The following is a 21,158-nucleotide window of genomic DNA, read 5'->3' on the forward strand; positions in this document are numbered from 1 at the left end:
GATCAAGCGAAATGCATTATCAAAAGCTTTTGCTCTATCCGCGCTTATCCGCGTAATCCGTGGCCAAACGCTGTTCGCTTTTCCGGGAGACAACCGTGGTCGGATACATGTCGGGGTTTGGCAACGAGTTCGCCACCGAGGCGGTGGCCGGGGCGCTGCCGGTGGGGCGCAATTCGCCCCAGCGCGTGGCGTATGGGCTGTATGCCGAACAGCTGAGCGGCACCGCGTTCACCGCGCCGCGGCACGCGAACCGGCGCAGCTGGCTGTACCGGATCCGGCCGGCGGCGATGCATGGCGAGTTCAAGCCCTGGGCGCAGCCCCGTTTCCATGAGGATTTCGGCCAAGGGCCGGTGACGCCGGACCAGCTGCGCTGGGATCCGCTGCCGATGCCCGGCGAGGGCGAGACGGTCGACTTCGTCGATGGCCTGTCCACCATGGCCGGCAACGGTGGATCCACCGTCGGCACCGGCGTCGGCATCCACATGTACGCGGCAAACGTCTCGATGCAGGGCCGTTTCTTCTACAGCGCCGACGGCGAGCTGCTGATCGTCCCGCAGCAGGGCCGGCTGCGCATCGCCACCGAACTCGGCGTGCTCGAGGTCGAGCCGCAGGAGATCGCGGTGGTCCCGCGCGGGGTGCGCTTCCGCGTCGAGCTCATCGATGGCACGGCACGGGGCTATGTGTGCGAGAACTACGGCGCCATGCTGAAGCTGCCTGACCTGGGACCGATCGGCTCCAACGGCCTGGCCAATCCGCGCGACTTCCTGACGCCGGTAGCCGCGTACGAGGACGAGGAAGGCGAGTTCGAGCTCGTCGCGAAGTTCCAGGGCCACCTGTGGCGCGCCGACATCGGCCACTCTCCGCTGGACGTGGTCGCCTGGCATGGCAACTGCGCGCCCTACAAGTACGACCTGCGCCGCTTCAACGCGATCGGCTCGATCAGCTTCGACCATCCCGATCCGTCGATCTTCCTGGTGCTGCATTCGCCCAGCGACACCGAGGGCGTGAGCAACATGGATTTCGCGATCTTCCCGCCGCGCTGGCTGGTGGCGCAGGACACGTTCCGGCCGCCGTGGTTCCACCGCAACGTGGCAAGCGAGTTCATGGGCCTGATACACGGCGCGTACGACGCCAAGGCCGAGGGCTTCGCACCGGGTGGCTGCAGCCTGCACAACTGCATGACCGGCCACGGTCCGGACGCCGCGACCTTCGAGAAGGCATCGGCCGCCGACCTGTCGAAACCCGACGTGATCGCCGACACCATGGCCTTCATGTTCGAGACCCGGGCGGTGATCCGGCCAACGACGCAGGCGATCGATGCCGCACACCGCCAGCGTGGCTACCAGGCCTGCTGGGCCGGATTGCGCAGGCATTTCAACCCGGACGGCTGATTCGCCGGCGCGGCCCGTGCCCCGCGTGTCCGCCGGCGCCTCCACGTGCGCCCACGCGGTTTTTGTGTAGCCTTGCGTCTCCCCACACGGAGACATCGCATGCGTCCTGTCCACGTCGTTGCCCTGCTCACCCTCGCCCTGGCCGCCTGCAGCGCCGAGCGCACGGCGGACGCCGGCGCCGAAGCGGCGTCGAGCGCGATCGAGGCGATCGAACCCGTGACCGAGCCTGCCGGCGCCGCGGCCGCGATTCCTGCTTCGGGCGATGCACGCATGGATGGCTACGGAAGCATCGAATTCGGCATGACCGCCGAAGAGGCGCGGACGGACTGGACCGGCAATGCGCTGGGCCCCGACGGCGGCCCCGAGGACGTCAACGCCTGCCATCACCTGAGTCCCGCGGGACAGGCGACGCCGGCCGAACTGGCCTTCATGTTCGAAAACGACCTCTTCGTGCGCTACAGCGTCGAATCCGGCGAGCTCACTGCGCCCGGCGGCGGCCGCGTCGGCATGGACGAGGCGACGCTCCAGGGCCTGTACGGCAAGCGGCTGGAGTCGACGGGCCACAAGTACGTCGAGGGCGGCAAGGTGCTGATGAGCGCCCAGGACGCCGGCAGCGTGCCGTCGCGGCTGTTCTTCGAGCTCGGCGCCGACGGTCGCGTGACAAGTTGGCGGGTCGGTCTTGCCCCCCAGATCGGCTACGTCGAAGGCTGTAGCTGAGCCCGGGATCATTGGATTCAATGGAGGCGAGCGATGGGTGAGGCGATCGGATTCACACTGTTGGGACTCCTGTTCCTTGCCCTGGGTGGCGACTCGCTGGTGAAGGGCGCCGCGGGACTTGCCGAGCGCCTTCGCATCCCGCGCTTCGCCGCCGGCCTGGGCCTGGTGGCGGTGGCGACGTCGCTCCCGGAACTCGCGGTCAATGCGCGCGCAGTCGCGTCCGGCGACAGCGCGCTGGCCTTGGGCAACGCGGTCGGCAGCAACATCGCCAACATCGGCCTGACACTCGGCGCCGCCGCGCTGGCGGCACCGCTGGTGCTGCGCTGGCGCGCCCTGTCCCCGCTGTTGCTCGTGCTGCTGCTGGCGACGGTCGCGGTGGGGGGGCTCAGTCTCGATGGCGGCCTGTCGCGCATCGAAGGCGTGGGCCTGCTGCTCGTGTTCGTGGCGGTGGTCGCTTACGCCGCCACGCGCGCCGACGACGAGTCGCCAGAGGTGCGCGCGGAAATCGACGCCTTCGCCGCGACCCGCGGCGGCCTCGGCCTGAACCTGGTGCGCGTGGCGCTGGCCACGGTGCTGCTGTGGTTCGGTGCCGGCTGGATCGTGGCCCAGGTGCCGGTGATCGGCCATGCCCTGGGCATGGACTCGCTGGTCGCGGGCCTGGTGCTGGTGGCGATCGGAACGGCGCTGCCGGAAGCCGCCGCCGCCGTGGCCGGCGCGCGGCGAGGTCAGGGTGACATCGTCGCCGGACACGTGATCGGCTCCAGCCTGTTCAACCTGCTGGTGGTGCTGGGCGGCATGGCGGCGATCGGCGGCATGGTGCCGGTGCCGGCCTCGTTCGTGCGCCTGGAACTGCCGGTGGCGTTCCTGTTCGCGTTGCTGCTGGTACCGCTGCTGCGCGGCAACACCACCATCAGCCGTGGCGAAGGCGGGTTGTTGCTCGCCGCCCTGGTCGCCTGGCTGGTGCTGGAGTTCGCGCTGCTGGCCTGAGCCGCGGCGTCAGTACCCTTCGTCGTCGCTGCCGTCCGGCCGCGGTGGCACGTGCGTGTCCTCGTCGGACTTGCCCGGCAGCTGCGGCCATTCGTCCATGCGCAGCGACAGCGCCGCCTTCGACATCAGGTGCGCACTGATCGGCGCGGTGATCAGCAGGAAGGCGATGATCAACAGCTCTCGCGGTTGCGGGTCGCTGCCCACGAACAGGTGGTAGCCGACCGACGCGGTCAGCACGCAGCCCACGCCGAGCGTGCTCGCCTTGGTTGGCGCGTGCAGGCGGCGGAAGAACTCCGACAGCTTCACCAGGCCGATGCCACCCATCAGGATGAAGAAGGTGCCCACGAGCAGCAGTGCCACCAGCAGCAGTTCCCAGAAGACGTTCATTCGACGATGTCCCTCCGCATGACGTACTTGCTCAGCACCACGGTGCTGACGAAGCCCAGCATGGCGATGATCAGGGCGGCCTCGAAATAGATGGCGGTCCGCAGGTGCATGCCCAGCAGCATCAGCTCGGCGATGGCGGTGACGTTGAGCGTGTCCAGGGCCAGGATCCGGTCGGGCACGGTCGGGCCGCGCAACAGCCGCCAGATCGCCAGCAGCATCGCGGTGCCGACCACGTACATCGATATCCCGATCGTGGTTTCGATGAGGCCGTGGCCGAACAGCTGGATGCCGACGAGTTCGGGAGTGTTCACGGGAAGATCTCCATCAGCGGGCGCTCGTAACGGCGCTTGATGTCGGCCACCAGCTGCGCCTCGTCGGCGAGGTCGAGCACGTGCACCAGCAGGTAGTGGCGGTCATCGGACAGCGCGGCGGTCACGGTGCCGGGGGTCAGGGTGATGCAGCAGGCCAAAGCGGTGATGCCGTGGATGTTGCCGATCTCCAGGGGATACCAGATGAAGCCGGAATGGATGCGGGCCTCGCGGCTCAGGACCTGCTTCGCCACCCGCACGTTGGACAGCAGGATGTCCCACAGCAGCACGACCATGAGCTTGGGCAGCGGGCGGAGGCTGCCGATGCGGGCGAACTCGCGGTCGATCCGGGTCGCGTACAGCGGGATCACCAGGCCCAGGAGGAGGGCCAGCGCCACCTGCGCCGCGTTCACCTCGGAGACCATCAGCAGCCAGAAGACCGTGATCGACAGCGTCAGCGGCAGGGATGGCAGGAGACGGCGGTAGTTCATGGCAGCCTCCTCTGCGGCATCGCGGCGCGCACCTGGTCGACGTAGGTCGCCGGTGCGAGCAGCTGTTCGGCGGTGGCGCGGGTGTAGGCCGTCACCGGGCCCGGTGCCACCGCCATCGCCACGCCGTAGGACAGCAGCAGCATGGTGGCGATAGTCTCCGGCAGGCGCAGGCGGCCGCGCGCGTTGCGCGGGCCGTCACCGGGCGGCGAGGACTGCAGGGGCGCGGGCTTCCAGAAAATGCGGGTCCCGGCGCGGGTCAGTCCCACGATCACCAGCATGCTGCTGCCCAGGATCGCCGGCCACGCCCACTGGATGTCGGCCTCGGGGATCGCCTGCAGCAGCAGGGTCTTGCCGATGAAGCCCGACAGCGGCGGCAGTCCCGCCACCGAGACTGCGCCGACCAGGAACATCACGCCGGCCATCACCCGGACGCCCGGCGCCGGGGCAAATGCCCGCAGCGCGTCGCCGGCGTCGCCGCGACCGCGGCGCACCAGGTCGGCGACCAGGAACAGGGCCGCGGCGACGAAGGTGCTGTGCATCAGGTAGTACAGGCCTGCGCCGATGGTGCCGGCCGAGCGCAGCCCGAAGGCGACGAACAGCGTGGTGGCCGAGACCAGGACCACATAGGCCACCAGCACCCGCAGCCGCGACGCCGCGAGCACGCCCAGCGTGGCCAGGGCCAGCCCGCCGACCGCGGCCGGCAGCATCCAGTCCCAGCCGTAGCCGGCCATCGCGCCCGCGCCGTCGCCGAGCATCAGCGAGCTGACGCGCAGCACCGCGTAGATGCCGACCTTGGTCATGATCGCGAACAGTGCCGCCACCGCCGCCGGGGCGCGGGTGTAGGCTTCGGGCAGCCACAGGTACAGCGGCAGCAACGCGGCCTTGGCGCAGAACACCACCAGCAGCAGGCCGATGGTGGCCTTGGCCAGCAGCAGCGAGCCCGGCGGCACCTCGGCCACGCGCACCGCGAGCTCGGCCATGTTGAGCGTGCCGAACACGCCGTACACCAGGCCAAGCGCGATCAGGAACAGGGTGGATGCGGCGATGTTGAAGGCCACGTAGTGCAGGCCCGCGCTCATGCGCACGCCACGGCCACCGGAGAGCAGCAGGCCGTAGGAGGCGATCAGCATCACTTCGAAGAACACGAACAGGTTGAAGATGTCGCCGGTCAGGAACGCGCCGTTGAGACCCATCAGCTGCAGCTGGAACAGGGCATGGAAGTGCGGCGCGCGCCGGTCCCAGCCCGAGCAGGCGTGCAGCAGGCAGGCGACGCCCAGCAGCGACGTGGTGAGCACCATCAGCGCCGCGAGCCGGTCGACCATCAGCGCGACGCCGATCCGCGCCGGCCAGTCGCCCACCAGGTAGACCAGGATGGAGCCTTCGTTCGCGCGCGCCACCAGAAGGATCGAGGCCAGCAGCGTGGCGAGCATGAACGTCCACGCCACCGAGCGCTGCACCACGGTGCCCACGCGCCGGTGCTCGACGAACAGCGACAGCGCGCCACCGAGCAGCGGCAGCAGGATCGGGAGGATGGGGAGCTGGCTCATCAGCGGTCCCCCCGGTCGTCACGCACGTCGCCGGCATCGACATGGTCGCTGTCGTTGTCGGCACGGCTGCGCATCGCCAGCACGATCATCACCGCGGTCATCGCGAACGAGATCACGATCGCGGTCAGCACCAGCGCCTGCGGCAGGGGGTCGGTGTGGTTGGCGAGCGTCGCCTCCATGCCAGGCTGCAGCACGGGCGGCTTGCCCACGACCAGGCGGCCGCTGGAGAAGATCAGCAGGTTGGTCGCGTACGACAGCAGTGTGAGCCCGAGGATCACGTCGAAGCTGCGTGCGCGCAGGATCAGGTACACGCCGGCGAAGACCAGCACGCCGATGCCGCTTGCGATCGCCATTTCCATCAAGCGGCCTCCCCGGTGATCGCGGAGCGCGTGGCGGGATCGATCGTGCCGCGGTGGGCGATCATCTTCTTGGAGGGCCTGAGGGTGCCCATCATCGACAGGATCAGCATGGTGCTTCCGAACACGACCAGGTAGACGCCCAGGTCGAAGACCGCGGCGCTGGCCAGCGGGATCGTCCCCAGCAGCGGCAGCTCGAGGTCGTAGTGGCCGCTGGACAGGAAGGGCAGGTCGAACACCATGGCCGCCGCGCCGCCGAACAGCGCCACGAGCAGGCCGAGGCCGATGGCGCGGATGTAGTCGAAGCCGAAGCGCGACTCGACCGACTCGGCACCCTGGATCACGTACTGGATCAGCAGCGGCACCGCCAGCGTCAGGCCGGCGATGAAGCCTCCGCCGGGCGCGTTGTGGCCGCGCAGGAACAGGAAGATCGACACCACGAGCGTCAGCGGGAACATCATCTGCGCAAGGTCGGCGGGCACCGGCAGCTTCACCGGTGGCCCGGGCATGATCTTCTCGGGCGCCATGCGCGCGCGGCGCAGCATGGCGTGGACGGCGAGGCCGGCGATGCCGAACACGGTGATCTCGCCCAGGGTATCGAAGCCGCGGAAGTCGACCAGGATCACGTTGACGATGTTGGTGCCCCAGGCCTCGGGCAGCGCGCGCGCAGTGATCTCGGCGGCGGTGCCGTTCATGGCCGGGCGCGTCATCATCGCCCAGGCGAGCCCCGCGGTTCCCACGCCCGCGACCAGCGCTACGGCGCCGTCGCGCAGGCGGCGCGGCAGCGAGCGCGACAGCGGCGAATCCTTGGGCAGGTAGTGCAGGCCCAGCAGCATCAGCGCGACGGTCACCAGCTCCACCAGCAGCTGCGTGAGTGCGAGGTCCGGCGCCGACAGCGCGACGAAGGTCATGCTCACCGCCAGCCCGCAGCCGCCCATGACCAGCACCGCCAGCAGCCGGTGCCGGTACAGCGCCAGGGTGCCCAGCGCGCAGGCGACCAGCATCAGCCACAGCACCCAGGCCAGGCGCACCATCGGCTGGCCGACGAAAATCGTCTCGGGGCGGGGCTCGCCCCAGTTGGCGATGAACGGCGCAGCGCCGGCGGCGATCGCCACCAGCACCAGCCACAGGATGCTGCGCTGCATGCTGCCGTTGGCGACGGTGTGGGTGAAGCGGCGGCCGAGCCGGAACAGCGCCTCGATGTTGAGGTGGAACAGCTTGCGGCCCTGCGACTGGCGCACGATGGCGTGCATGTCCAGCAGCCGGCGCAGGCCCAGGTACAGCAGCACGCCGCAGACCACTCCGCCAAGGCTCATCAGCAGCGGGGTATTGATGCCGTGCCAGACGGCAAGGCTGTAGTCGGGCAGTGCATCCCCAAGCACGCCGCGCGCCGCGGTCTGCAGCGCCGGGCCGATGGTCCACTGTGGCGCGATGCCCACGGCCACGCAGGTGACCACCAGGATCGCCACCGGCACCTGCATGAAGCGCGGTGGCTCGTGGACGTCGTCCTGGACCGCGCGCGGGCCGCGCCCGAGGAAGGTGTCGTAGACGAAGCGGAGGCTGTAGGCGACGCCGAAGGTCGCGAACAGGAACGCGGCGACCGTCACGAAGATGCGCATCGCTTCGTGGCCCTCGATCTCCAGCGCCTGGGCGAAGAACATTTCCTTGGACAGGAAGCCGTTGAGCAGCGGGATGCCGGCCATCGCCAGCGAGGCGATGATCGCCAGCGCGCTGGTATAGGGCATCAGCCGGCGCAGCCCCCCCAGGCGGCGCATGTCGCGGGTGCCGGTCTCGTGGTCGATGATGCCGGCGGCCATGAACAGCGAGGCCTTGAACGTCGCGTGGTTGAGGATGTGGAACATCGCCGCCACCACCGCCATCGGCGTCGACAGGCCGAGCAGCAGGGTGATCAGCCCGAGGTGGGAAATCGTCGAGTACGCCAGCACGCCCTTGATGTCGTGCTGGAAGATCGCGTTCCAGGCGCCCACCAGCAGGGTCAGCGCGCCCACGGTGGTCACCACGTAGAAGAACAGGTCGGTGCCCGCCAGCGCCGGGTGCAGCCGCGCGAGCAGGAACACGCCGGCCTTCACCATCGTCGCCGAGTGCAGGTAGGCCGAGACCGGGGTGGGCGCCGCCATCGCGTGCGGCAGCCAGAAGTGCACGGGGAACTGGGCGCTCTTGGTGAACGCGCCGGCCAGCACCAGGCCGAGGATCCACGGGTAGTACTCATGGGCGCGGATGGCATCGCCCGCGGCCAGCACGGCATCGAGCTCGTAGCTGCCCACGACCCTGCCGATCAACACCACGCCGCCGAGCAGCGCCAGGCCACCGGCCGCGGTGATGGTGAGCGCCATGCGCGCGCCCTCGCGGGCGTCGTCGCGGTGGAACCAGAAACCGATCAGCAGGAAGGAGCTGATCGAGGTGAGCTCCCAGAACACCACCGTGAGCAGCAGGTTGCCCGACAGCACCATGCCCAGCATGGAGCCCATGAAGAGCAGCAGGAAGCAGAAGAAGCGCCGGGTCTTTTCCTGCGGCCCGAGGTAATAGTGGGCGTACAGCACCACCAGGGCGCCGATGCCCAGCACCATCAGCGAGAACATCCAGCCCAGGCCGTCCAGGCGCAGGCTGAAGGCGAGCCCGGCCTGTGGCAGCCATTCGTGCATCGCGCGCGGGATGTCGCCGCCCATCACCGCCGGCGTCAGCCAGACCAGCACCGCAAGCGCCAGCAGCGGCGCCAGGCCCGCGAGCCAAGCGACCGCCCGGGCCGGTGCGTCGCGCAGGATCGCGAGCACCAGCGCCAGCACGAAGGGCAGGGCCAGCATCAGTTCAAGCATCTGTGTCCTTGGGTCTTGCAGGGGGACGCCGCGCTCCGCACGGCACCAGGGGATTCTAGCAGCGGTGGAAATGACCTCCGGTATCGGTGGTCGCATATCCTGAGCCGATGTATTCCATTTCCGACCCTTCGATCGCACCCCTGCGGATGCGACCGGCATGACCGCCGCGCGTGGCCGCGCGCTGCTGTTCGGCGGCAGCGGACAGGTCGGCGAAGCTGTGCTCGCGCGCCTGTTGCTCGCGGGCTGGCAGGTGGATGCGCCGTCGCGTTCGGCGCGCGCGCCGCAGCCGGGGCTGCGCTGGCTGCGCGGCGGATTCGATGCGATGCCGGCGCTGGCGCCGGACTACGACGCCATCCTCAGCTGTGGGCCGCTGGACCGATTCGCGCAGTGGCAGGCGGCGGCCTGCGTGTCCGCGCCGCGGGTGGTGGCGTTCGGCTCGACCAGCCTTGCGGTGAAGCGTGGGTCGGCCGATGCCGGAGAGCGTGGACTCGCCGCGCGTCTCGCGGCGTCGGAGCGGGCGCTCTTCGAAACGGTGCGTTCCCGCGGTACCGACGCCATCGTCCTGCGTCCGACCCTGGTCTATGGCGCGGGCCGCGACCGGACGCTGAGCCGGATCGCGGCGATGGCGCGGGCACGCGGGCTGTTCGTGCTGCCACGCGGTGCGTCCGGCCTGCGTCAGCCGGTGCACGTCGATGACCTTGCGGCGACCGCGATCGCGGCGCTGGACGCCGAGGCTGCCGGCGGTCACGGCTACGACCTGCCCGGAGGCGAAACGCTGGCCTATCGCGACATGGTGGCGCGCGTGCTCGCGGTGCTGGAACCGCCCGCGCGGCTGGTGGAACTGCCCGCGCCGGTGTTCGCGGCGCTGGCCGCCGTGCTGCGCGCATCCGGCCGCCTGCAGGGGTTCGGCCGCGAAGCGCAGCTGCGGCTGCGGCAGGACCTGGTGTTCGACAGCGCGCCGGCCGCCGCGGCGCTGGGCCACGCGCCGCGTCCGTTCCGGCCCGATGCGACGATGTTCGGCCTCGACTGATCCGATCCGGCAGAAATCAGATGTCGCGCGCCGGCGGCAGCGGCCGCGCCTTCGCCAGCGCGCGCAGCGCGATCGCCACCACGCCTCCCAGCACCAGTGCGCCGCCGATCCACAGCTGCGGCCCGGGGCTGTCGCCCCAGACGAAGATGCCCAGCAGCACGGCCAGCAGCGGCGTCAGCATCAGCCACGGCGTGAGCTGTGCCACCGGGTGGCGTTGCAGCAGCAGGAAGTAGATGCCGTGGCCCAGCAGCGACGCCACCAGCGCCGAGTAGGACACGCCGATCCAGGCCCGGGGGCTCGCCGTCGCCAGCGCCGCAATCCCGCCCGGTTCGAACACCAGGCTGAGCGCAAGCAGCGGCAGTACCGCGATCAGCGCGCTCCAGCCCTGCTGGGTGACCATGCCGATGCCGCCCAGGCGGCGCATCAGCACCGTGCCCAGCGCCAGGAACGCGGCAGAGACCAGCATCGCCAGGATCGCCACCGGCTTCTCGATGATCGAGGGATCGAATCCGATCACCAGCACGCCGATGAAGCTGGCCGCGATCGCGGTGCCGGTGCGCCAGGCGAAGCGTTCGCCCAGCACCACCCAGGCCAGCAGCGCCGACATCGGCACGTAGCTCTGCATCACGATCGCAACCGCCGACAGCTCGCCGGCCAGGCGCAGCGCCCAGAAGCTGAGCCCGAAGTGGAACACGTTCATGCACAGCGCCACGGCGAGGAAGCGTGGCCACTGTTCACGCCGCACGGGCTTCAGGAACGGCAGCAGCACCAGCGCCACGATCGCCATCCGCAGCGCCGTGTACAGGAAGGCCGGCATCTCGAGCAGTGCGTAGGCCGAGAACAGGAAGTTGCCGGCCCAGGCCAGGCAGACGACCAGGATCAGGAAAAGGTCACGTGGGGACATGGGCCATTGTCGCCTGCGCCGCCGCGCGCCGCGCGTGCCCGGCGGCCATCGTCATGGCACGGATCGTTGCGCCGGGGCGCGGCTACCAGCGCCAGCCGAGCCGGCGGTAGAGCTTGGACAGCACCCAGGCCGGGCCGATCAGCAGGTAGACCAGGTCAGTGAGGAAGCTGGGCTTGCGCCCCTCGAGTTTGTGTCCGACGAACTGCGCGATCCAGGCGACCACGAACACGGCCACCGCGAGCCAGAGCAGCCCGCGGGTGCCGAGTTCGCCGTGCAGCCACCAGGTCAGCGCCGACAGCGCCAGGAACACCAACAGCATGCCGGTGCCCAGCAGGCGCGAGCCGCGCTGGTAGAACAGCCAGGCCGCGAACATCGGCAGCGCCGCCCAGATGCCCGGCTTGAACAGGGTGCCGGGCGCCGGGATGCACCACAGCAGCGCGATCACGCTCCACAGGATCGCCGGCACTGCGAAGACGTGGATGACCTGGTTGGTGTCGTTGCGATGGTCGTCGGAATAGCTGGAGAACCAGCGGTCGATCGGACGGTCTGCGTGGCCGGGTGTCGCCATGTGTGGAGCCCTCGACGCGTGTTGGGGCGAGCATAGGACAAACCGGGCGCCGCCGCGCCTGGCGTTCGCTCAGGCCAGCCCCAGCCGCGCGCGGACCTCGGCGGCCACGCGCGCGGTCTCGCGCAGCGGTTGCGCGTTGAAGGACAGGGCCGCGTCGTCGAGCGGGCGGATACGGCCGCGCGCAAGCAGGTCGTCGATGAAGCGGCGTGGCCGTCCGTGCACGGCGTCGGGGCGCTGCACGAAGACCGGTGCTCCGGTCGCGCAGGCTTCGGACAGCATGTTCACCGAGTCGGCCGTGCAGGCGATGCGGTCGGCCCAGGCCAGCAGGCCGGCGTAGGGGTTGGCGCCGTCGGCGTCGTCGACCCACGCCAGGGTCGGCACCTCCCGGGGCCGCGCACGCAATGCCGCGCGCACCGTGTCGGGCGTGCGCCGCGACGCGGTCACCAGCAGGCTGCCGCCGGCGCTGGCGGCCATGCCTTCGGCGCTGGCCATCAAGGCTTCGAAATCGGCGACCTCGAAGCCGGCGTGCGCGCTCGGGCCGCCGACGAGCACTGCGATTCTCGGCGTGGGCAGTGCGGCGATGTCCGGGAAGGCTTCGCGTCCACGCGCCAGCCAGGCGTCGTCGACCGGATGCAGGCTGCCGGCGAGGGTGATGACGTTGTCGCCATGCAGGCCGTCGTGCGCAGGGGCGATCACGAGGTCCCAGTGGCGTGTCGGCAGGCGCGGATCGAGCACCTGCACCACGCGCGCGCCGCACCCGCGCAGGAGGCGCGTGGCCAGCGCCGCCTGGCGCCCGCAGCCCACCGCCAGCGCCGGCGGCGCGGCCAGCAGCGTCGCGAATCCGGAGCCGAACGCGTTGCGGTCGCCCGGCAGCCGCCGCGGGGCCAGCCAACGCCAGGGCGCCTTCGGTGCCAGCACCAGTTCGCCGGGCGCCGGCGACAGCGCCGCGGCCAATGCGTTGGCCTGGCGCGCGTTGCCGGCGCGGCCGTCGCTCAGCGCCAGCACGCCTGGCGCATCGCGCTGCGCGTTCAAGACCATGCGTTGCGGCCGTGGGAAGGTGGAGGCATCGCCGGGACTCTACACTGCGGACTTCTGTCATCGAACCACGAGGGATCCTGATGTCCGACGCGCTGCCTGACGCCACGCTTGCCCAGATGTTCCGCGAAGCCCGCACCCACAACGCCATCGGTGGCGAGGTCGGCGACGACACGCTGCGCGCGCTGTACGACCTGCTGAAGTTCGGCCCGACCGAGGCCAACTCCTGCCCGGCGCGTTTCGTCTTCGTGCGCTCGCCCGAGGCCAAGGCGAAGCTGGCGCCGGCGTTGAGCGACGGCAATCGCGACAAGACCCTGGCGGCGCCGGTCACGGTGATCGTGGGTTACGACATGGCCTTCTACGACAAGCTGCCGGTGCTGTTCCCGCATACGGATGCGCGCTCCTGGTTTGCCGGTGCCGAAGAGGCGCGCCTGGAGCGCGTCGGCCTGCGCGGCTCGAGCATGCAGACCGCCTACCTGATCATGGCCGCGCGCGCCCTGGGCCTGGACTGCGGCCCGATGACGGGCTTCGACAACGCCCTGGTTGACGAGGCCTTCTTCAAGGGCACGGCGGTGCGCTCCAACATCCTCGTGAACCTCGGCCAGGGCGATCCGGCGCAGTTGTTCCCGCGCTCGCCGCGGCTGCCGTTCGACGAGGCCGCGCGCATCGAATGAGTGCGGGACCCGGCCATGCGGCGGGCGCGCCGGCGCTGCGTCCCGCCGCCGCGCGCGGACGCTGGCACCGCGACGGCATCGAAGCGACCGAGGCGTTTTCGCGCGGCGGCGACATCGACTGCGACTGGATGGGCTGGGGCGTGCTGCGCGTGCTGTCGCGGCAATCCTGGGCGCCCGGCGCCGCCCGCGACGACGGCCGCGTGGCCAACATGGAGCGGCTGGTACTGGTGCTGGACGGCGTGCTGGACGTCGACTGCGGCGATCTCGGCCGCCACCGCCTGGAAGCGGGCGGCATGGTGTGGATGGGATCCGGCCATGGTATGGCGTCGCGGCTGGCCAATGCATCGGCCACGGCATCGCTGCAGATCCTGGAGTGCTGGCTGCAGCCGGATCGGGTGAACGCGGCGCCGGCGCTGGAGGTGCGTGCCGGCGGGTTTCCGGGTGTGTCCGAGGCCGTCGCGCGTGAGTCGTCGGCCGACGCGGACGCCTGGATCACGCTCGCGGCCGCCGCGGGTGCCGGGGACAGCCTGCCGCTGCGCCAGCGGGCGCGGATCATGGGTGCAGGCGTCGACGCCGGTGCCATCCTGGCCCTCCCCGCCGGCAGTGCTGGCCGCTGCTGGCTCGAGGTGCTCGACGGCGGCGTGATCGTCGACGGTGTGCAGCTTGCCGCCGGCGACGGCCTCGGCTGGCCGGTGCAGGGCGCCGGAACGCCTGTCGCGCTGGTCGGCGCCGCCCCGACGACGGCCCGGGTGCTGCTTTTCCAGCTGCCCGCCTGACCCGGGCCAGACGCGCGCAGGCGCGGTAAACTGTGCCTATTCCCGCAACTCCCCGGTCACGCCACGATGTCCACCGCCCAGTCGCAGCCCGCCAACGCCCAGACCCGGTACGAGGTGCGCCGCGCCGACCTGCCGCTGAGCTGCCCGCTGCCGTCGATGGCGCTGTGGAACTCGCATCCGCGCGTGTACCTGCCGATCGAGACCGAAGGTGGGCAGTCCGACTGCCCCTACTGCGGCGCCCACTTCGTCCTGGTCGACTGAGCCCGGCTCGGCCCGCCGCCGGCGCATGCTCCGGCCGCTGACCGTCCTGCAGCTGCTCCCGGCGCTGGAGTCGGGCGGCGTCGAACGTTCCACGCTGGAAGTCTCCGCAGCCCTGGTCGCGGCTGGCCACCGCGCGCTGGTGGTGTCCGCCGGTGGACGCCTGCTGCCGGCGCTGCGCGCTGCCGGCGCGGAGCACGTCGAACTCGACATCGGCCGCAAGTCACTGGCGACCCTGCGCCTGGTGGGTCCGCTGCGGCGGCTGCTGGTCGAGCAGGGCGTGGACATCGTGCACGCGCGCTCGCGGTTGCCGGCCTGGATCGGCTGGCGTGCGCTGCGCGGCCTGCCCGCCGATGCGCGTCCGCGGTTCGTCACCACGGTGCACGGTCTCAACTCGCCCTCGCGCTACAGCCAGGTCATGGCCCGCGGCGAGCGGGTGATCTGCGTGTCCGACACCGTCCGCGGACACGTGCTGCGCCACTATCCGCGGACCGCGTCCGGCCGCCTCAGGGTGATCCCGCGCGGCATCGATCCCGCTGAATTCCCGCGTGAGCCGCTGCCTGGCCGCGCCGCCCGCGCGGCTGCGGCGGCTGCAGAGCCATGCCTGGGCGGCGACGGTCCGCTCCTGCTGCTGCCCGGACGCGGCACCCGCCTGAAGGGGCACGCCGATGCGCTCGACCTGCTGGCCACGCTGCGCGCCGACGGTTGCGACGCACGCCTGTGGATGCCGGGCGCGCGTGATCCCGCGCGCGCGGCCTACGTCGCCGAGCTCGAATCGCGCGCCGTGGCGCTGGGCATCGCCGACGCCGTGGCGATCACGCCACCCACGTCCGCCATCGCCGCCGCGTATGCCGCCTGCGACCTGGTGCTGCAGCTCTCGCGCAAGCCCGAGGCCTTCGGCCGCACCGTGATCGAAGCCCTGTCCGTCGGGCGCCCGGTGCTCGGCTGGGATCACGGCGGCGTCGGCGAACTGCTGCACGAACTGCAGCCTGCGGGGGCCGTGCCCGCGTTCGACGCCGCCACGTTGCGCGCCCGTGCACAGGCACTGCTCGCGCGCGACGGATCGCTTCCGGCTACGATTCCCGCGATGGTTCCAGCCCGCTATCTGCTCCGGTCCATGCAGGACGCCACGCTTTCGGTCTATGACGAACTCCGCTGACATCGCGCCGCCGGCGCCGCACGTGTCCGCCGCCGGCTGGCGCTGGGCGCCGCACTGGGTGCTGGCCTTCGTTGCCCTGTGGCCGGCGCCGGGCTACGCCGAGGGCATCATGGTGCTCGGTGCCCTTGCGGCCCTCATCAAACTGATGGCCACGCGCTTCCGCGGCGGCGCGCAGCTGCTCAGCGGTCCGGCGTGGGCATTGACCAGCGTGCTGTTCTTCGCCTACTGGCTGCCGGAGCTGCTGTCGACGGTGGGCTCGGTCGATGCCGGGCGCGCGCTGCGCGAAGCCGCGGCCGACCTGCGCTACCTGCCCTTCCTATGGCTGGTGGCGATCGCGGTCGCCGACGACCGCGGCCGGCGCCTGACCTTCACCGGACTGGCGGTGATCGCTGCCGTCTGGACGCTCGACGCGCTGGTCGAGGTGGCCTTCGATACCAGCCCGCTGTTCTGGGGCATCGATGTCGCCAAGCAGGCGATCAGCGGCCGGCCGATGTGCAACCTCGACGAACTGGCCGCGGCCGACCGCCTGGGCGGCGTGCTCGGTCCCTGCAACCTCAAGCTCGGCCTGGTGCTGGCCAGCCTGTCGCCGTTCGCCCTCTACGCGGCGGGACGGCGCTGGCATACGGCCGGCTGGGTGCTCGCGGCCGCGGCGATCGGCGTGGTGGTCGTGTTCGCCGGCTCGCGCGCGTCCTGGCTGACATATGCCCTGGTGCTGCTGCTGTCGGGCTGGCGGCTGCTCGGCTGGAGGCGGCTGCTGCTGGTGTTCGCCGCCGGGGTGGCGCTGCTGGTGGCGATCGGCCTGGCATCACCCGAGGTGCGCGGACGCCTGGAGCGGACCACGCATGCCCTGCAGGCCGACGAAACGGGTGTCGATGCCGCGCTGTCCGGACGCGCGCGGATCTGGGGCGCGGCGCTGTGCATGGCGCGCGAGCACCCGGTGAACGGCGTCGGCGTGCGCGGCTTCCGCGAGGCCTTCCCGGCCTGCGATCCGGAAGACGGCGCGGTGGCCGCCTGGGGCGAAGGACCGGCGCTGCACGCGCACCAGATCGTGCTCGAGGTGCTGAGCGAAACCGGCATCCTCGGCCTGCTGCTGTGGCTGGCCGGCGCGGCACTCGCGCTGCGCGCCTGGCGCTACGCGAGCGCAGCGGCGCGCGAACGGGCACGGCCGGCGATGCTGGCGCTGTTGGTGACGGTGTTCCCGCTCAACACCCATCTGGCCTTCTATTCGACCTTCTGGGGCGCGTTGACCCTGATGCTGGCCGCGCTCTACGCCGGCAGCCTGCTGGCGCGCGCGGGCCAGGGGCCCGCGGACACTGTCCCCGCCCAACCGGCTCCGCCGATGCCCTCGCCTCAGTAGGCCGAGCTGCCGTCGGGCTGCCGCTTGAAGCGGCGGTGGATCCACAGGTACTGCTCCGGTGCCGCACGCGCCATGGTTTCGATCGCGGCCATCACCTCGGCGGTGTCCGCGGTCGCATCGCGCGAGGGGTAGTCCGCGCTCGCCGGGAAAAGGCGCAGGGTGTAACCGCCATCCTCGCGCCGCGCGTGCTGGAAGAAGAGCACCGCCGCGCCCGACATGCGCGCGAGCTGGTGGGTCGAGGTCAGGCTGTGCGCGGGCTGGCCGAAGAAGGGCACGTACACGCTTTCACCGCGGCTCGGGTCCTGGTCGGGTGCGTACCAGAGCAGGCCGCCACGCTTGAGATGGCGCACGGTGCCGCGCAGGTCCTGCTTGGGGAACATCGCCGCGGCGTAACGCATGCGTCCACGGCGCACCGCCCATTCCATCGCCGGCTGCGCATGTGGCCGGTACATCCCGGCCAGCGGCGCGTAATCGCACATCAGGCGTCCGCAGACCTCCAGCGTGGTGAAGTGGCCGCTGACCACGATCACGCCGCGGCCATCTGCGCGCGCGGCGTGCATGTGCTCCAGGCCCTCGACCACGAGGCCGCGGCGCAGCGGTGCCACTGAACCCCACCATGCGCGGGCGAACTCGAACAGGCCGATGCCGATGGATGCGAAGTGGCGGCGCAGCAGCGCTTCGCGCGCAGCGGCATCGAGTCCGGGGAAGCAAAGCTCCAGGTTGCGCGCGGCCACCCGCTGGCGCGACGGCAGCACGCGCCGCAGCAGTCCGCCGATGCCGCGCCCCAGTGCACGCTGCAGCGGCCAGGGCAGGCGCGCGAGCAGCGCCATCGCACCGATTCCCAGCCAGGTCGGCCAGTGCCGCGGTCCCAGCGGCGGTTTTTCCGGATGTTCGGCCATGCAGGGATTCTACGGTGGGGGCGATGCATGCGCCCGCTGCCACGGCGGCTTCGCTATCCTTGCGGCATGGAGGCAGCCCCCCGTGACCGCGCCGTCGAACGCCTGCTGCGCGGCCTGTATTCGGCGGCGCTCTACCTGCTGGTGCCGGTTACCGTGTACCACCTGATCTGGCGCGGCTTCCGCCAGGCCGAATACCTCGAACGCTGGGGCGAGCGCTACGCGGCCTATCGCGCGCCGCCGCTTGCGGACTGCGTCTGGGTGCACGCGGTGTCGGTGGGCGAGGTCAATGCCGCCGCGCCGCTGGTCAATGCCCTGCTCGAGCAGCGGCCCGACCTGCGCCTGCTGGTCACCACCATCACCCCGACCGGATCGGCGCGCGTGCGTGCGCTCTGGGGCGAGCGCGTCGACCATGTCTACCTGCCCTACGACCTGTCGGGTGCCGTGCGTCGCTTCCTCGACCACTTCCGCCCGCGGCTGGCGCTGGTGCTCGAGACGGAGCTCTGGCCCAACCTGCTGTTCTGCTGTCGCGACCACGGCATCCCCGCCTACCTGGTCAACGCGCGCCTGTCCGAGCGCTCGCTGCGCGGCTACCGCGCGCTGCGCCCGCTGATCGGCCGCGCGCTGCGCACGCTCACGCGCGTGGCGGCGCAGTCGGACGCCGATGGCGCGCGCTTCGTGCGCCTTGGCGCGAGCCCGGACGCGGTGTCGGTGCTGGGCAACCTGAAGTTCGACATCACCGTCGATGACGCGGCGCGCCGTACCGCGGCTGCCTTCGCGGAGCACAGCGGCGGGCGCCCGGCGTGGATCGCCGCCAGCACCCATCCCGAGGAAGAGGCCGCGGTGATCGCCATCCATCGCCGGCTGCGCGAGCGCTGGCCCGACCTGTTGCTGCTGTGGGCACCGCGCCATCCCGAGCGCTTCCGCCCCGTGGCCCAGGCCTGCGTCGAAGCCGGCTGGCGCGTGGCCACGCGCAAGCTCACCCGCTGGCCGGACGGCGGCGACGATGTCTTCGTGATCGATACCCTGGGCGAGCTGGTGCACTTCTACGCCTGCGTGCAGGTCGCCTTCGTTGGCGGCAGCCTGCAGGCGGTGGGTGGGCACAACCTGCTCGAACCCGCGGCCCTGGGCGTGCCCGTGGTGACCGGCCCGCACCTGCACAACTTCGTCGACATCGCACGGCGGATGGACGAAGCCGGCGCGCTGCGCATCGGCGTCGATACCGATGCCGTGGGCAACGCGGTGGGCGAACTGCTGGGCGACGATGCCGCGCGTGCGGCGATGTCGGCCGAAGGCCTGCGCCTGGTGCAGGAGGGCCGCGGCGCGCTGGCACGGACCCTGTCGATGATCGCGCCGGAGCTGCCTCCGGCGTGACCGCGGCGGTGCTCAGCCGTTGCTGCTGGTGCCCGGCTGCGTCGGCGGCGTGGCGGCGTCGACGGTGAGCAGGCGGTTGATCTCCTGCACGTCGGCGATGCTCAGCGTGCCCGCGGCCTGGGCCAGCAGCAGGCGGTTCTGCAGGAAGTTGTAGCGCGCCAGCGCGTACTCGCGCTCTGCGTTGAAGAGGTTCTGCTGGTTGATCAGGACGTCGACCACCGTGCGGGTGCCGACCTCCAGGCCGACCTGCGAGGCCTCGTGGGCGCTGCGTGCCGAAATGAGGGCCTGTCGGCGTGCTTCGATTTCGCTGACCCCGGCCACCACCGTCTGGTAGGCGTTGCGGGTGTTGCGGTCCAGCGCGCGGCGCGACTGCTCGAACTGCTGCTCGGAGATGTCGCGGCGCGACAGCGCCTGGCGGACCTGCGACTGGGTGGCGCCGCCCGCGAAGATCGGCACGGTCAGGGTGAGGCCGACGCTGTGGCCCTCACCCGTGGTCGTGCCGGCGCCGCCGCCGGTGCCGAGGTCGCCCCAGGCCGCGCCGTTGTCGTAGCCGGCGCCAAGCGTCAGCCGCGGCAGGTGGCCGGAGCGGGCGGTGGTGACGCCGTGCTCAGCGGCGCTGACGCTGTACTCGGCGGCGCGCAGCGACGGGTTGTTCTCCATGGCGGCTGCGAGCCAGCGATCGAGGCCGCCGGCTTTCGGGGCCTCGGGCTGGAAATCCTCGGGCAGCGCGCGGAGCTCGCGCACCGGGCGGCCGGTGATCTCGGCCAAGGCCTGGTAGGCGTCCTCGAGCGCGTTGCGCGCAAGGATGGCGTTGGCCCGCGCGGCGTCGTATTGGGCGCGCGCCTCGTGGACGTCGGTGATCGGCGCCAGGCCGACCTCCAGGCGCTTGTCCGCGAAGTCGTACTGCTTCTGCAGCGCGGCTTCGGCGGCTTCGGAGGCGGCCAGGGTCTCGATCGCGACCAGGACGTTGAAGTAGGCGGCCGAGGTGCGCGTGATCAGTTCGTGGTTGGCGGCGTCGAGATCGAAGCCGGCGGCGGTGTCCAGGTCGCGCTGCGCGCGCAGGTTGGAGATCGCGCCGAGGTCGAATACCGTCTGGCTGAGGTCCACGCCGACGCTGCGCCTGCGCGCGTCTCCGTCGAAGCCGGCCTCGTAGCTGCGGCTCAGCGATGCGCTGCCGTTGATCTGCGGCAGCAGCACGGCGCGGGCCTGGACGCGGCCCTCGCGGCTGATGTCGCGGTTGCTCTCCGAGATCGCCAGCAGCGGATCGCTGCTGCGCGCCAGCTCGTAGGTCTGCAGCAGGTCTTCGGCCGATGCCGCGGCGGGCACGAGGGCGAGGAGGAGTGCGAGGGCGAGGGGGCGACGGATCATCAGGGGGAGTCCTTGTAGGGGCGGGGCGATCAGAACGCGAATGCCGGGACCGGCGCCGCGCCCGCCAGGTAGGCGAGTTCGGTTTCGAACAACGATTCAATGCGCGGGCCGTTGACGTCGGCGTGCACCAGCACCGCCTCCATCGCCGGTGCGCGGCCGCGCACGATGAACATGCGGCCACCCGGACGCAGCCAGCCGAGGAAACGCTCCGGCACGGCATCCACCGCGGCGGTGACGCAGATGGCGTCGAACTGGCGACCCGGTTCCCAGGCGAAGGCATCGGCGTGCTCGACCGACACGTTGGTGGCGCCCTGCGCCAGCAGCGTGGCCTGCGCGCCGGCCGCGAGGTCGGCGTGGCGCTCGATGGTGGTCACCGAACGCGCAAGGCGGCCCAGGCAAGCGGCCAGGAAGCCGCTGCCGGTGCCGATTTCGAGCACGTCCTCGGAGCCTCCGAGCGCCAGTGCCTGCATGGCACGGCCTTCGAGCACCGGCTTCATCATCGATTCGCCATGGGCCAGCGGCAGCGCGACGTCGGCATAGGCCAGCGCGCGGTGCGCGTCGGGCGCATAGGCCTCGCGCGGCATCCGGAGGAGCACGTTGAGCACGCGGACATCCAGCACCTCCCAGGGGCGGATCTGCTGCTCGACCATGGCTTCACGGGCTTTGGCGAAATCGAGGGTCATGGTGTCGGGGCCTGGCTGATCGGGTGGACCGGCCATTTTACGGTGAATTGGCGGGTTT

General features: G+C 71.1%; 22 protein-coding genes. 10 read left to right on the forward strand and 12 right to left on the reverse strand.

Annotated elements, in window-relative coordinates:
- Nucleotides 1–107 precede the first annotated feature (107 nt).
- From hmgA to ACW5E8_RS07775, 3 genes are all read left to right on the forward strand, one after another.
- Nucleotides 108–1,391: a homogentisate 1,2-dioxygenase gene (gene hmgA / locus ACW5E8_RS07765; RefSeq protein WP_456965267.1), complete on the forward strand. Its 1,284-nt coding sequence runs from the start codon at nt 108–110 to the stop codon at nt 1,389–1,391.
- 99 nt (nt 1,392–1,490) lie between these two features.
- Complete coding sequence (locus ACW5E8_RS07770; protein ID WP_456964890.1) at nt 1,491–2,108, forward strand: lectin; 618 nt, start codon at nt 1,491–1,493, stop codon at nt 2,106–2,108.
- A gap of 33 nt (nt 2,109–2,141) precedes the next feature.
- Nucleotides 2,142–3,095: a sodium:calcium antiporter gene (locus tag ACW5E8_RS07775; RefSeq protein ID WP_456964891.1), complete on the forward strand. Its 954-nt coding sequence runs from the start codon at nt 2,142–2,144 to the stop codon at nt 3,093–3,095.
- A gap of 9 nt (nt 3,096–3,104) precedes the next feature.
- Here the strand turns inward: ACW5E8_RS07775 and ACW5E8_RS07780 are convergent, their stop codons facing one another.
- Genes ACW5E8_RS07780 through ACW5E8_RS07805 form a run of 6 tightly spaced genes read right to left on the reverse strand, consistent with a single transcriptional unit; the run spans nt 3,105 to nt 9,018 of the window.
- Nucleotides 3,105–3,482, reverse strand: coding sequence for a Na+/H+ antiporter subunit G (locus tag ACW5E8_RS07780; protein ID WP_456964892.1), 378 nt, complete (start codon nt 3,480–3,482; stop codon nt 3,105–3,107).
- Nucleotides 3,479–3,763, reverse strand: a complete 285-nt coding sequence (locus tag ACW5E8_RS07785) for a K+/H+ antiporter subunit F (protein ID WP_456965268.1) — start codon at nt 3,761–3,763, stop codon at nt 3,479–3,481. Before ACW5E8_RS07785 ends, ACW5E8_RS07780 begins: the two co-directional genes overlap by 4 nt.
- A 26-nt stretch (nt 3,764–3,789) precedes the next feature.
- Entirely contained in the window at nt 3,790–4,281 is a 492-nt protein-coding gene (locus tag ACW5E8_RS07790) for a Na+/H+ antiporter subunit E (protein WP_456964893.1), read from the reverse strand.
- Complete coding sequence (locus ACW5E8_RS07795) at nt 4,278–5,828, reverse strand: monovalent cation/H+ antiporter subunit D (protein ID WP_456964894.1); 1,551 nt, start codon at nt 5,826–5,828, stop codon at nt 4,278–4,280. The genes ACW5E8_RS07790 and ACW5E8_RS07795 overlap by 4 nt, the downstream gene beginning before the upstream one ends.
- Entirely contained in the window at nt 5,828–6,187 is a 360-nt protein-coding gene (locus ACW5E8_RS07800) for a Na+/H+ antiporter subunit C (RefSeq protein ID WP_456964895.1), read from the reverse strand. The genes ACW5E8_RS07795 and ACW5E8_RS07800 overlap by 1 nt, the downstream gene beginning before the upstream one ends.
- Nucleotides 6,187–9,018, reverse strand: a complete 2,832-nt coding sequence (locus ACW5E8_RS07805) for a monovalent cation/H+ antiporter subunit A (protein ID WP_456964896.1) — start codon at nt 9,016–9,018, stop codon at nt 6,187–6,189. Before ACW5E8_RS07805 ends, ACW5E8_RS07800 begins: the two co-directional genes overlap by 1 nt.
- A 157-nt stretch (nt 9,019–9,175) precedes the next feature.
- Here ACW5E8_RS07805 and ACW5E8_RS07810 point away from each other — a divergent pair, with 157 nt between their 5' ends.
- Nucleotides 9,176–10,048 (forward strand): NAD-dependent epimerase/dehydratase family protein, encoded by an 873-nt coding sequence (locus ACW5E8_RS07810; protein WP_456964897.1) that lies wholly within the window; start codon nt 9,176–9,178, stop codon nt 10,046–10,048.
- 16 nt (nt 10,049–10,064) lie between these two features.
- Here the strand turns inward: ACW5E8_RS07810 and ACW5E8_RS07815 are convergent, their stop codons facing one another.
- The 3 genes from ACW5E8_RS07815 to ACW5E8_RS07825 all read right to left on the reverse strand — a co-directional run bounded on the left by ACW5E8_RS07815 (nt 10,065) and on the right by ACW5E8_RS07825 (nt 12,552).
- The gene (locus ACW5E8_RS07815) at nt 10,065–10,952 is read right to left on the reverse strand and encodes a DMT family transporter (RefSeq protein ID WP_456964898.1); all 888 of its coding nucleotides are present in this window, start codon (nt 10,950–10,952) and stop codon (nt 10,065–10,067) included.
- 82 nt (nt 10,953–11,034) lie between these two features.
- Nucleotides 11,035–11,520 carry an Mpo1 family 2-hydroxy fatty acid dioxygenase gene (locus ACW5E8_RS07820; RefSeq protein ID WP_456964899.1) on the reverse strand — a complete coding sequence of 162 codons (486 nt, stop codon included), beginning with the start codon at nt 11,518–11,520 and terminating at the stop codon, nt 11,035–11,037.
- 69 nt (nt 11,521–11,589) lie between these two features.
- A complete protein-coding gene (locus ACW5E8_RS07825; RefSeq protein ID WP_456964900.1) occupies nt 11,590–12,552 on the reverse strand; it encodes a mitochondrial fission ELM1 family protein in 963 nt (320 codons plus the stop codon).
- 86 nt (nt 12,553–12,638) lie between these two features.
- On the opposite strand from ACW5E8_RS07825, the gene ACW5E8_RS07830 reads away from it, so the two are divergent.
- The 5 genes from ACW5E8_RS07830 to ACW5E8_RS07850 all read left to right on the forward strand — a co-directional run bounded on the left by ACW5E8_RS07830 (nt 12,639) and on the right by ACW5E8_RS07850 (nt 16,779).
- The gene (locus ACW5E8_RS07830; RefSeq protein WP_456964901.1) at nt 12,639–13,229 is read left to right on the forward strand and encodes a malonic semialdehyde reductase; all 591 of its coding nucleotides are present in this window, start codon (nt 12,639–12,641) and stop codon (nt 13,227–13,229) included.
- A complete protein-coding gene (locus ACW5E8_RS07835) occupies nt 13,226–14,005 on the forward strand; it encodes a pirin family protein (RefSeq protein ID WP_456964902.1) in 780 nt (259 codons plus the stop codon). The genes ACW5E8_RS07830 and ACW5E8_RS07835 overlap by 4 nt, the downstream gene beginning before the upstream one ends.
- 66 nt (nt 14,006–14,071) lie before the next feature.
- Complete coding sequence (locus tag ACW5E8_RS07840) at nt 14,072–14,266, forward strand: zinc-finger domain-containing protein (RefSeq protein WP_456964903.1); 195 nt, start codon at nt 14,072–14,074, stop codon at nt 14,264–14,266.
- Nucleotides 14,267–14,291: 25 nt separating this feature from the next.
- Entirely contained in the window at nt 14,292–15,422 is a 1,131-nt protein-coding gene (locus ACW5E8_RS07845; protein WP_456964904.1) for a glycosyltransferase, read from the forward strand.
- On the forward strand, nt 15,406–16,779 hold the full coding sequence (locus ACW5E8_RS07850; protein WP_456964905.1) for an O-antigen ligase family protein: 1,374 nt from the start codon (nt 15,406–15,408) through the stop codon (nt 16,777–16,779). The genes ACW5E8_RS07845 and ACW5E8_RS07850 overlap by 17 nt, the downstream gene beginning before the upstream one ends.
- Here the strand turns inward: ACW5E8_RS07850 and lpxL are convergent.
- Nucleotides 16,773–17,678: an LpxL/LpxP family Kdo(2)-lipid IV(A) lauroyl/palmitoleoyl acyltransferase gene (gene lpxL, locus ACW5E8_RS07855; protein WP_456964906.1), complete on the reverse strand. Its 906-nt coding sequence runs from the start codon at nt 17,676–17,678 to the stop codon at nt 16,773–16,775. The two genes, ACW5E8_RS07850 and lpxL, sit on opposite strands and share 7 nt — an antisense overlap.
- Before the next feature lie 66 nt (nt 17,679–17,744).
- On the opposite strand from lpxL, the gene waaA reads away from it, so the two are divergent.
- Nucleotides 17,745–19,049 carry a lipid IV(A) 3-deoxy-D-manno-octulosonic acid transferase gene (waaA, locus tag ACW5E8_RS07860; RefSeq protein ID WP_456964907.1) on the forward strand — a complete coding sequence of 435 codons (1,305 nt, stop codon included), beginning with the start codon at nt 17,745–17,747 and terminating at the stop codon, nt 19,047–19,049.
- A 12-nt stretch (nt 19,050–19,061) separates the two neighbouring features.
- On the opposite strand, the gene ACW5E8_RS07865 is transcribed toward waaA, so the two are convergent.
- Both ACW5E8_RS07865 and ACW5E8_RS07870 read right to left on the reverse strand, forming a co-directional pair.
- Nucleotides 19,062–20,417, reverse strand: coding sequence for a TolC family outer membrane protein (locus ACW5E8_RS07865; protein WP_456964908.1), 1,356 nt, complete (start codon nt 20,415–20,417; stop codon nt 19,062–19,064).
- Nucleotides 20,418–20,446: 29 nt separating this feature from the next.
- Nucleotides 20,447–21,100: a protein-L-isoaspartate O-methyltransferase family protein gene (locus tag ACW5E8_RS07870; protein ID WP_456964909.1), complete on the reverse strand. Its 654-nt coding sequence runs from the start codon at nt 21,098–21,100 to the stop codon at nt 20,447–20,449.
- Nucleotides 21,101–21,158 lie beyond the last annotated feature (58 nt).

Source organism: Luteimonas sp. A649 (genome assembly GCF_054072735.1).

Excerpts from the sequence above, each read along its gene's own strand:
- ACW5E8_RS07800 (WP_456964895.1), bottom strand. The coding sequence starts at position 6,187 with ATGGAAATGGCGATCGCAAGCGGCATCGGCGTGCTGGTCTTCGCCGGC.
- ACW5E8_RS07840 (WP_456964903.1), top strand. The coding sequence starts at position 14,072 with ATGTCCACCGCCCAGTCGCAGCCCGCCAACGCCCAGACCCGGTACGAG.
- ACW5E8_RS07775 (WP_456964891.1), top strand. The coding sequence starts at position 2,142 with ATGGGTGAGGCGATCGGATTCACACTGTTGGGACTCCTGTTCCTTGCC.
- waaA (WP_456964907.1), top strand. The coding sequence starts at position 17,745 with ATGGAGGCAGCCCCCCGTGACCGCGCCGTCGAACGCCTGCTGCGCGGC.
- ACW5E8_RS07790 (WP_456964893.1), bottom strand. The coding sequence starts at position 4,281 with ATGAACTACCGCCGTCTCCTGCCATCCCTGCCGCTGACGCTGTCGATC.
- ACW5E8_RS07865 (WP_456964908.1), bottom strand. The coding sequence starts at position 20,417 with ATGATCCGTCGCCCCCTCGCCCTCGCACTCCTCCTCGCCCTCGTGCCC.
- ACW5E8_RS07820 (WP_456964899.1), bottom strand. The coding sequence starts at position 11,520 with ATGGCGACACCCGGCCACGCAGACCGTCCGATCGACCGCTGGTTCTCC.
- ACW5E8_RS07845 (WP_456964904.1), top strand. The coding sequence starts at position 14,292 with ATGCTCCGGCCGCTGACCGTCCTGCAGCTGCTCCCGGCGCTGGAGTCG.
- ACW5E8_RS07850 (WP_456964905.1), top strand. The coding sequence starts at position 15,406 with ATGACGAACTCCGCTGACATCGCGCCGCCGGCGCCGCACGTGTCCGCC.
- ACW5E8_RS07835 (WP_456964902.1), top strand. The coding sequence starts at position 13,226 with ATGAGTGCGGGACCCGGCCATGCGGCGGGCGCGCCGGCGCTGCGTCCC.
- ACW5E8_RS07870 (WP_456964909.1), bottom strand. The coding sequence starts at position 21,100 with ATGACCCTCGATTTCGCCAAAGCCCGTGAAGCCATGGTCGAGCAGCAG.
- ACW5E8_RS07830 (WP_456964901.1), top strand. The coding sequence starts at position 12,639 with ATGTCCGACGCGCTGCCTGACGCCACGCTTGCCCAGATGTTCCGCGAA.
- lpxL (WP_456964906.1), bottom strand. The coding sequence starts at position 17,678 with ATGGCCGAACATCCGGAAAAACCGCCGCTGGGACCGCGGCACTGGCCG.
- ACW5E8_RS07805 (WP_456964896.1), bottom strand. The coding sequence starts at position 9,018 with ATGCTTGAACTGATGCTGGCCCTGCCCTTCGTGCTGGCGCTGGTGCTC.
- ACW5E8_RS07770 (WP_456964890.1), top strand. The coding sequence starts at position 1,491 with ATGCGTCCTGTCCACGTCGTTGCCCTGCTCACCCTCGCCCTGGCCGCC.
- ACW5E8_RS07815 (WP_456964898.1), bottom strand. The coding sequence starts at position 10,952 with ATGTCCCCACGTGACCTTTTCCTGATCCTGGTCGTCTGCCTGGCCTGG.
- ACW5E8_RS07795 (WP_456964894.1), bottom strand. The coding sequence starts at position 5,828 with ATGAGCCAGCTCCCCATCCTCCCGATCCTGCTGCCGCTGCTCGGTGGC.
- ACW5E8_RS07780 (WP_456964892.1), bottom strand. The coding sequence starts at position 3,482 with ATGAACGTCTTCTGGGAACTGCTGCTGGTGGCACTGCTGCTCGTGGGC.
- hmgA (WP_456965267.1), top strand. The coding sequence starts at position 108 with ATGTCGGGGTTTGGCAACGAGTTCGCCACCGAGGCGGTGGCCGGGGCG.
- ACW5E8_RS07810 (WP_456964897.1), top strand. The coding sequence starts at position 9,176 with ATGACCGCCGCGCGTGGCCGCGCGCTGCTGTTCGGCGGCAGCGGACAG.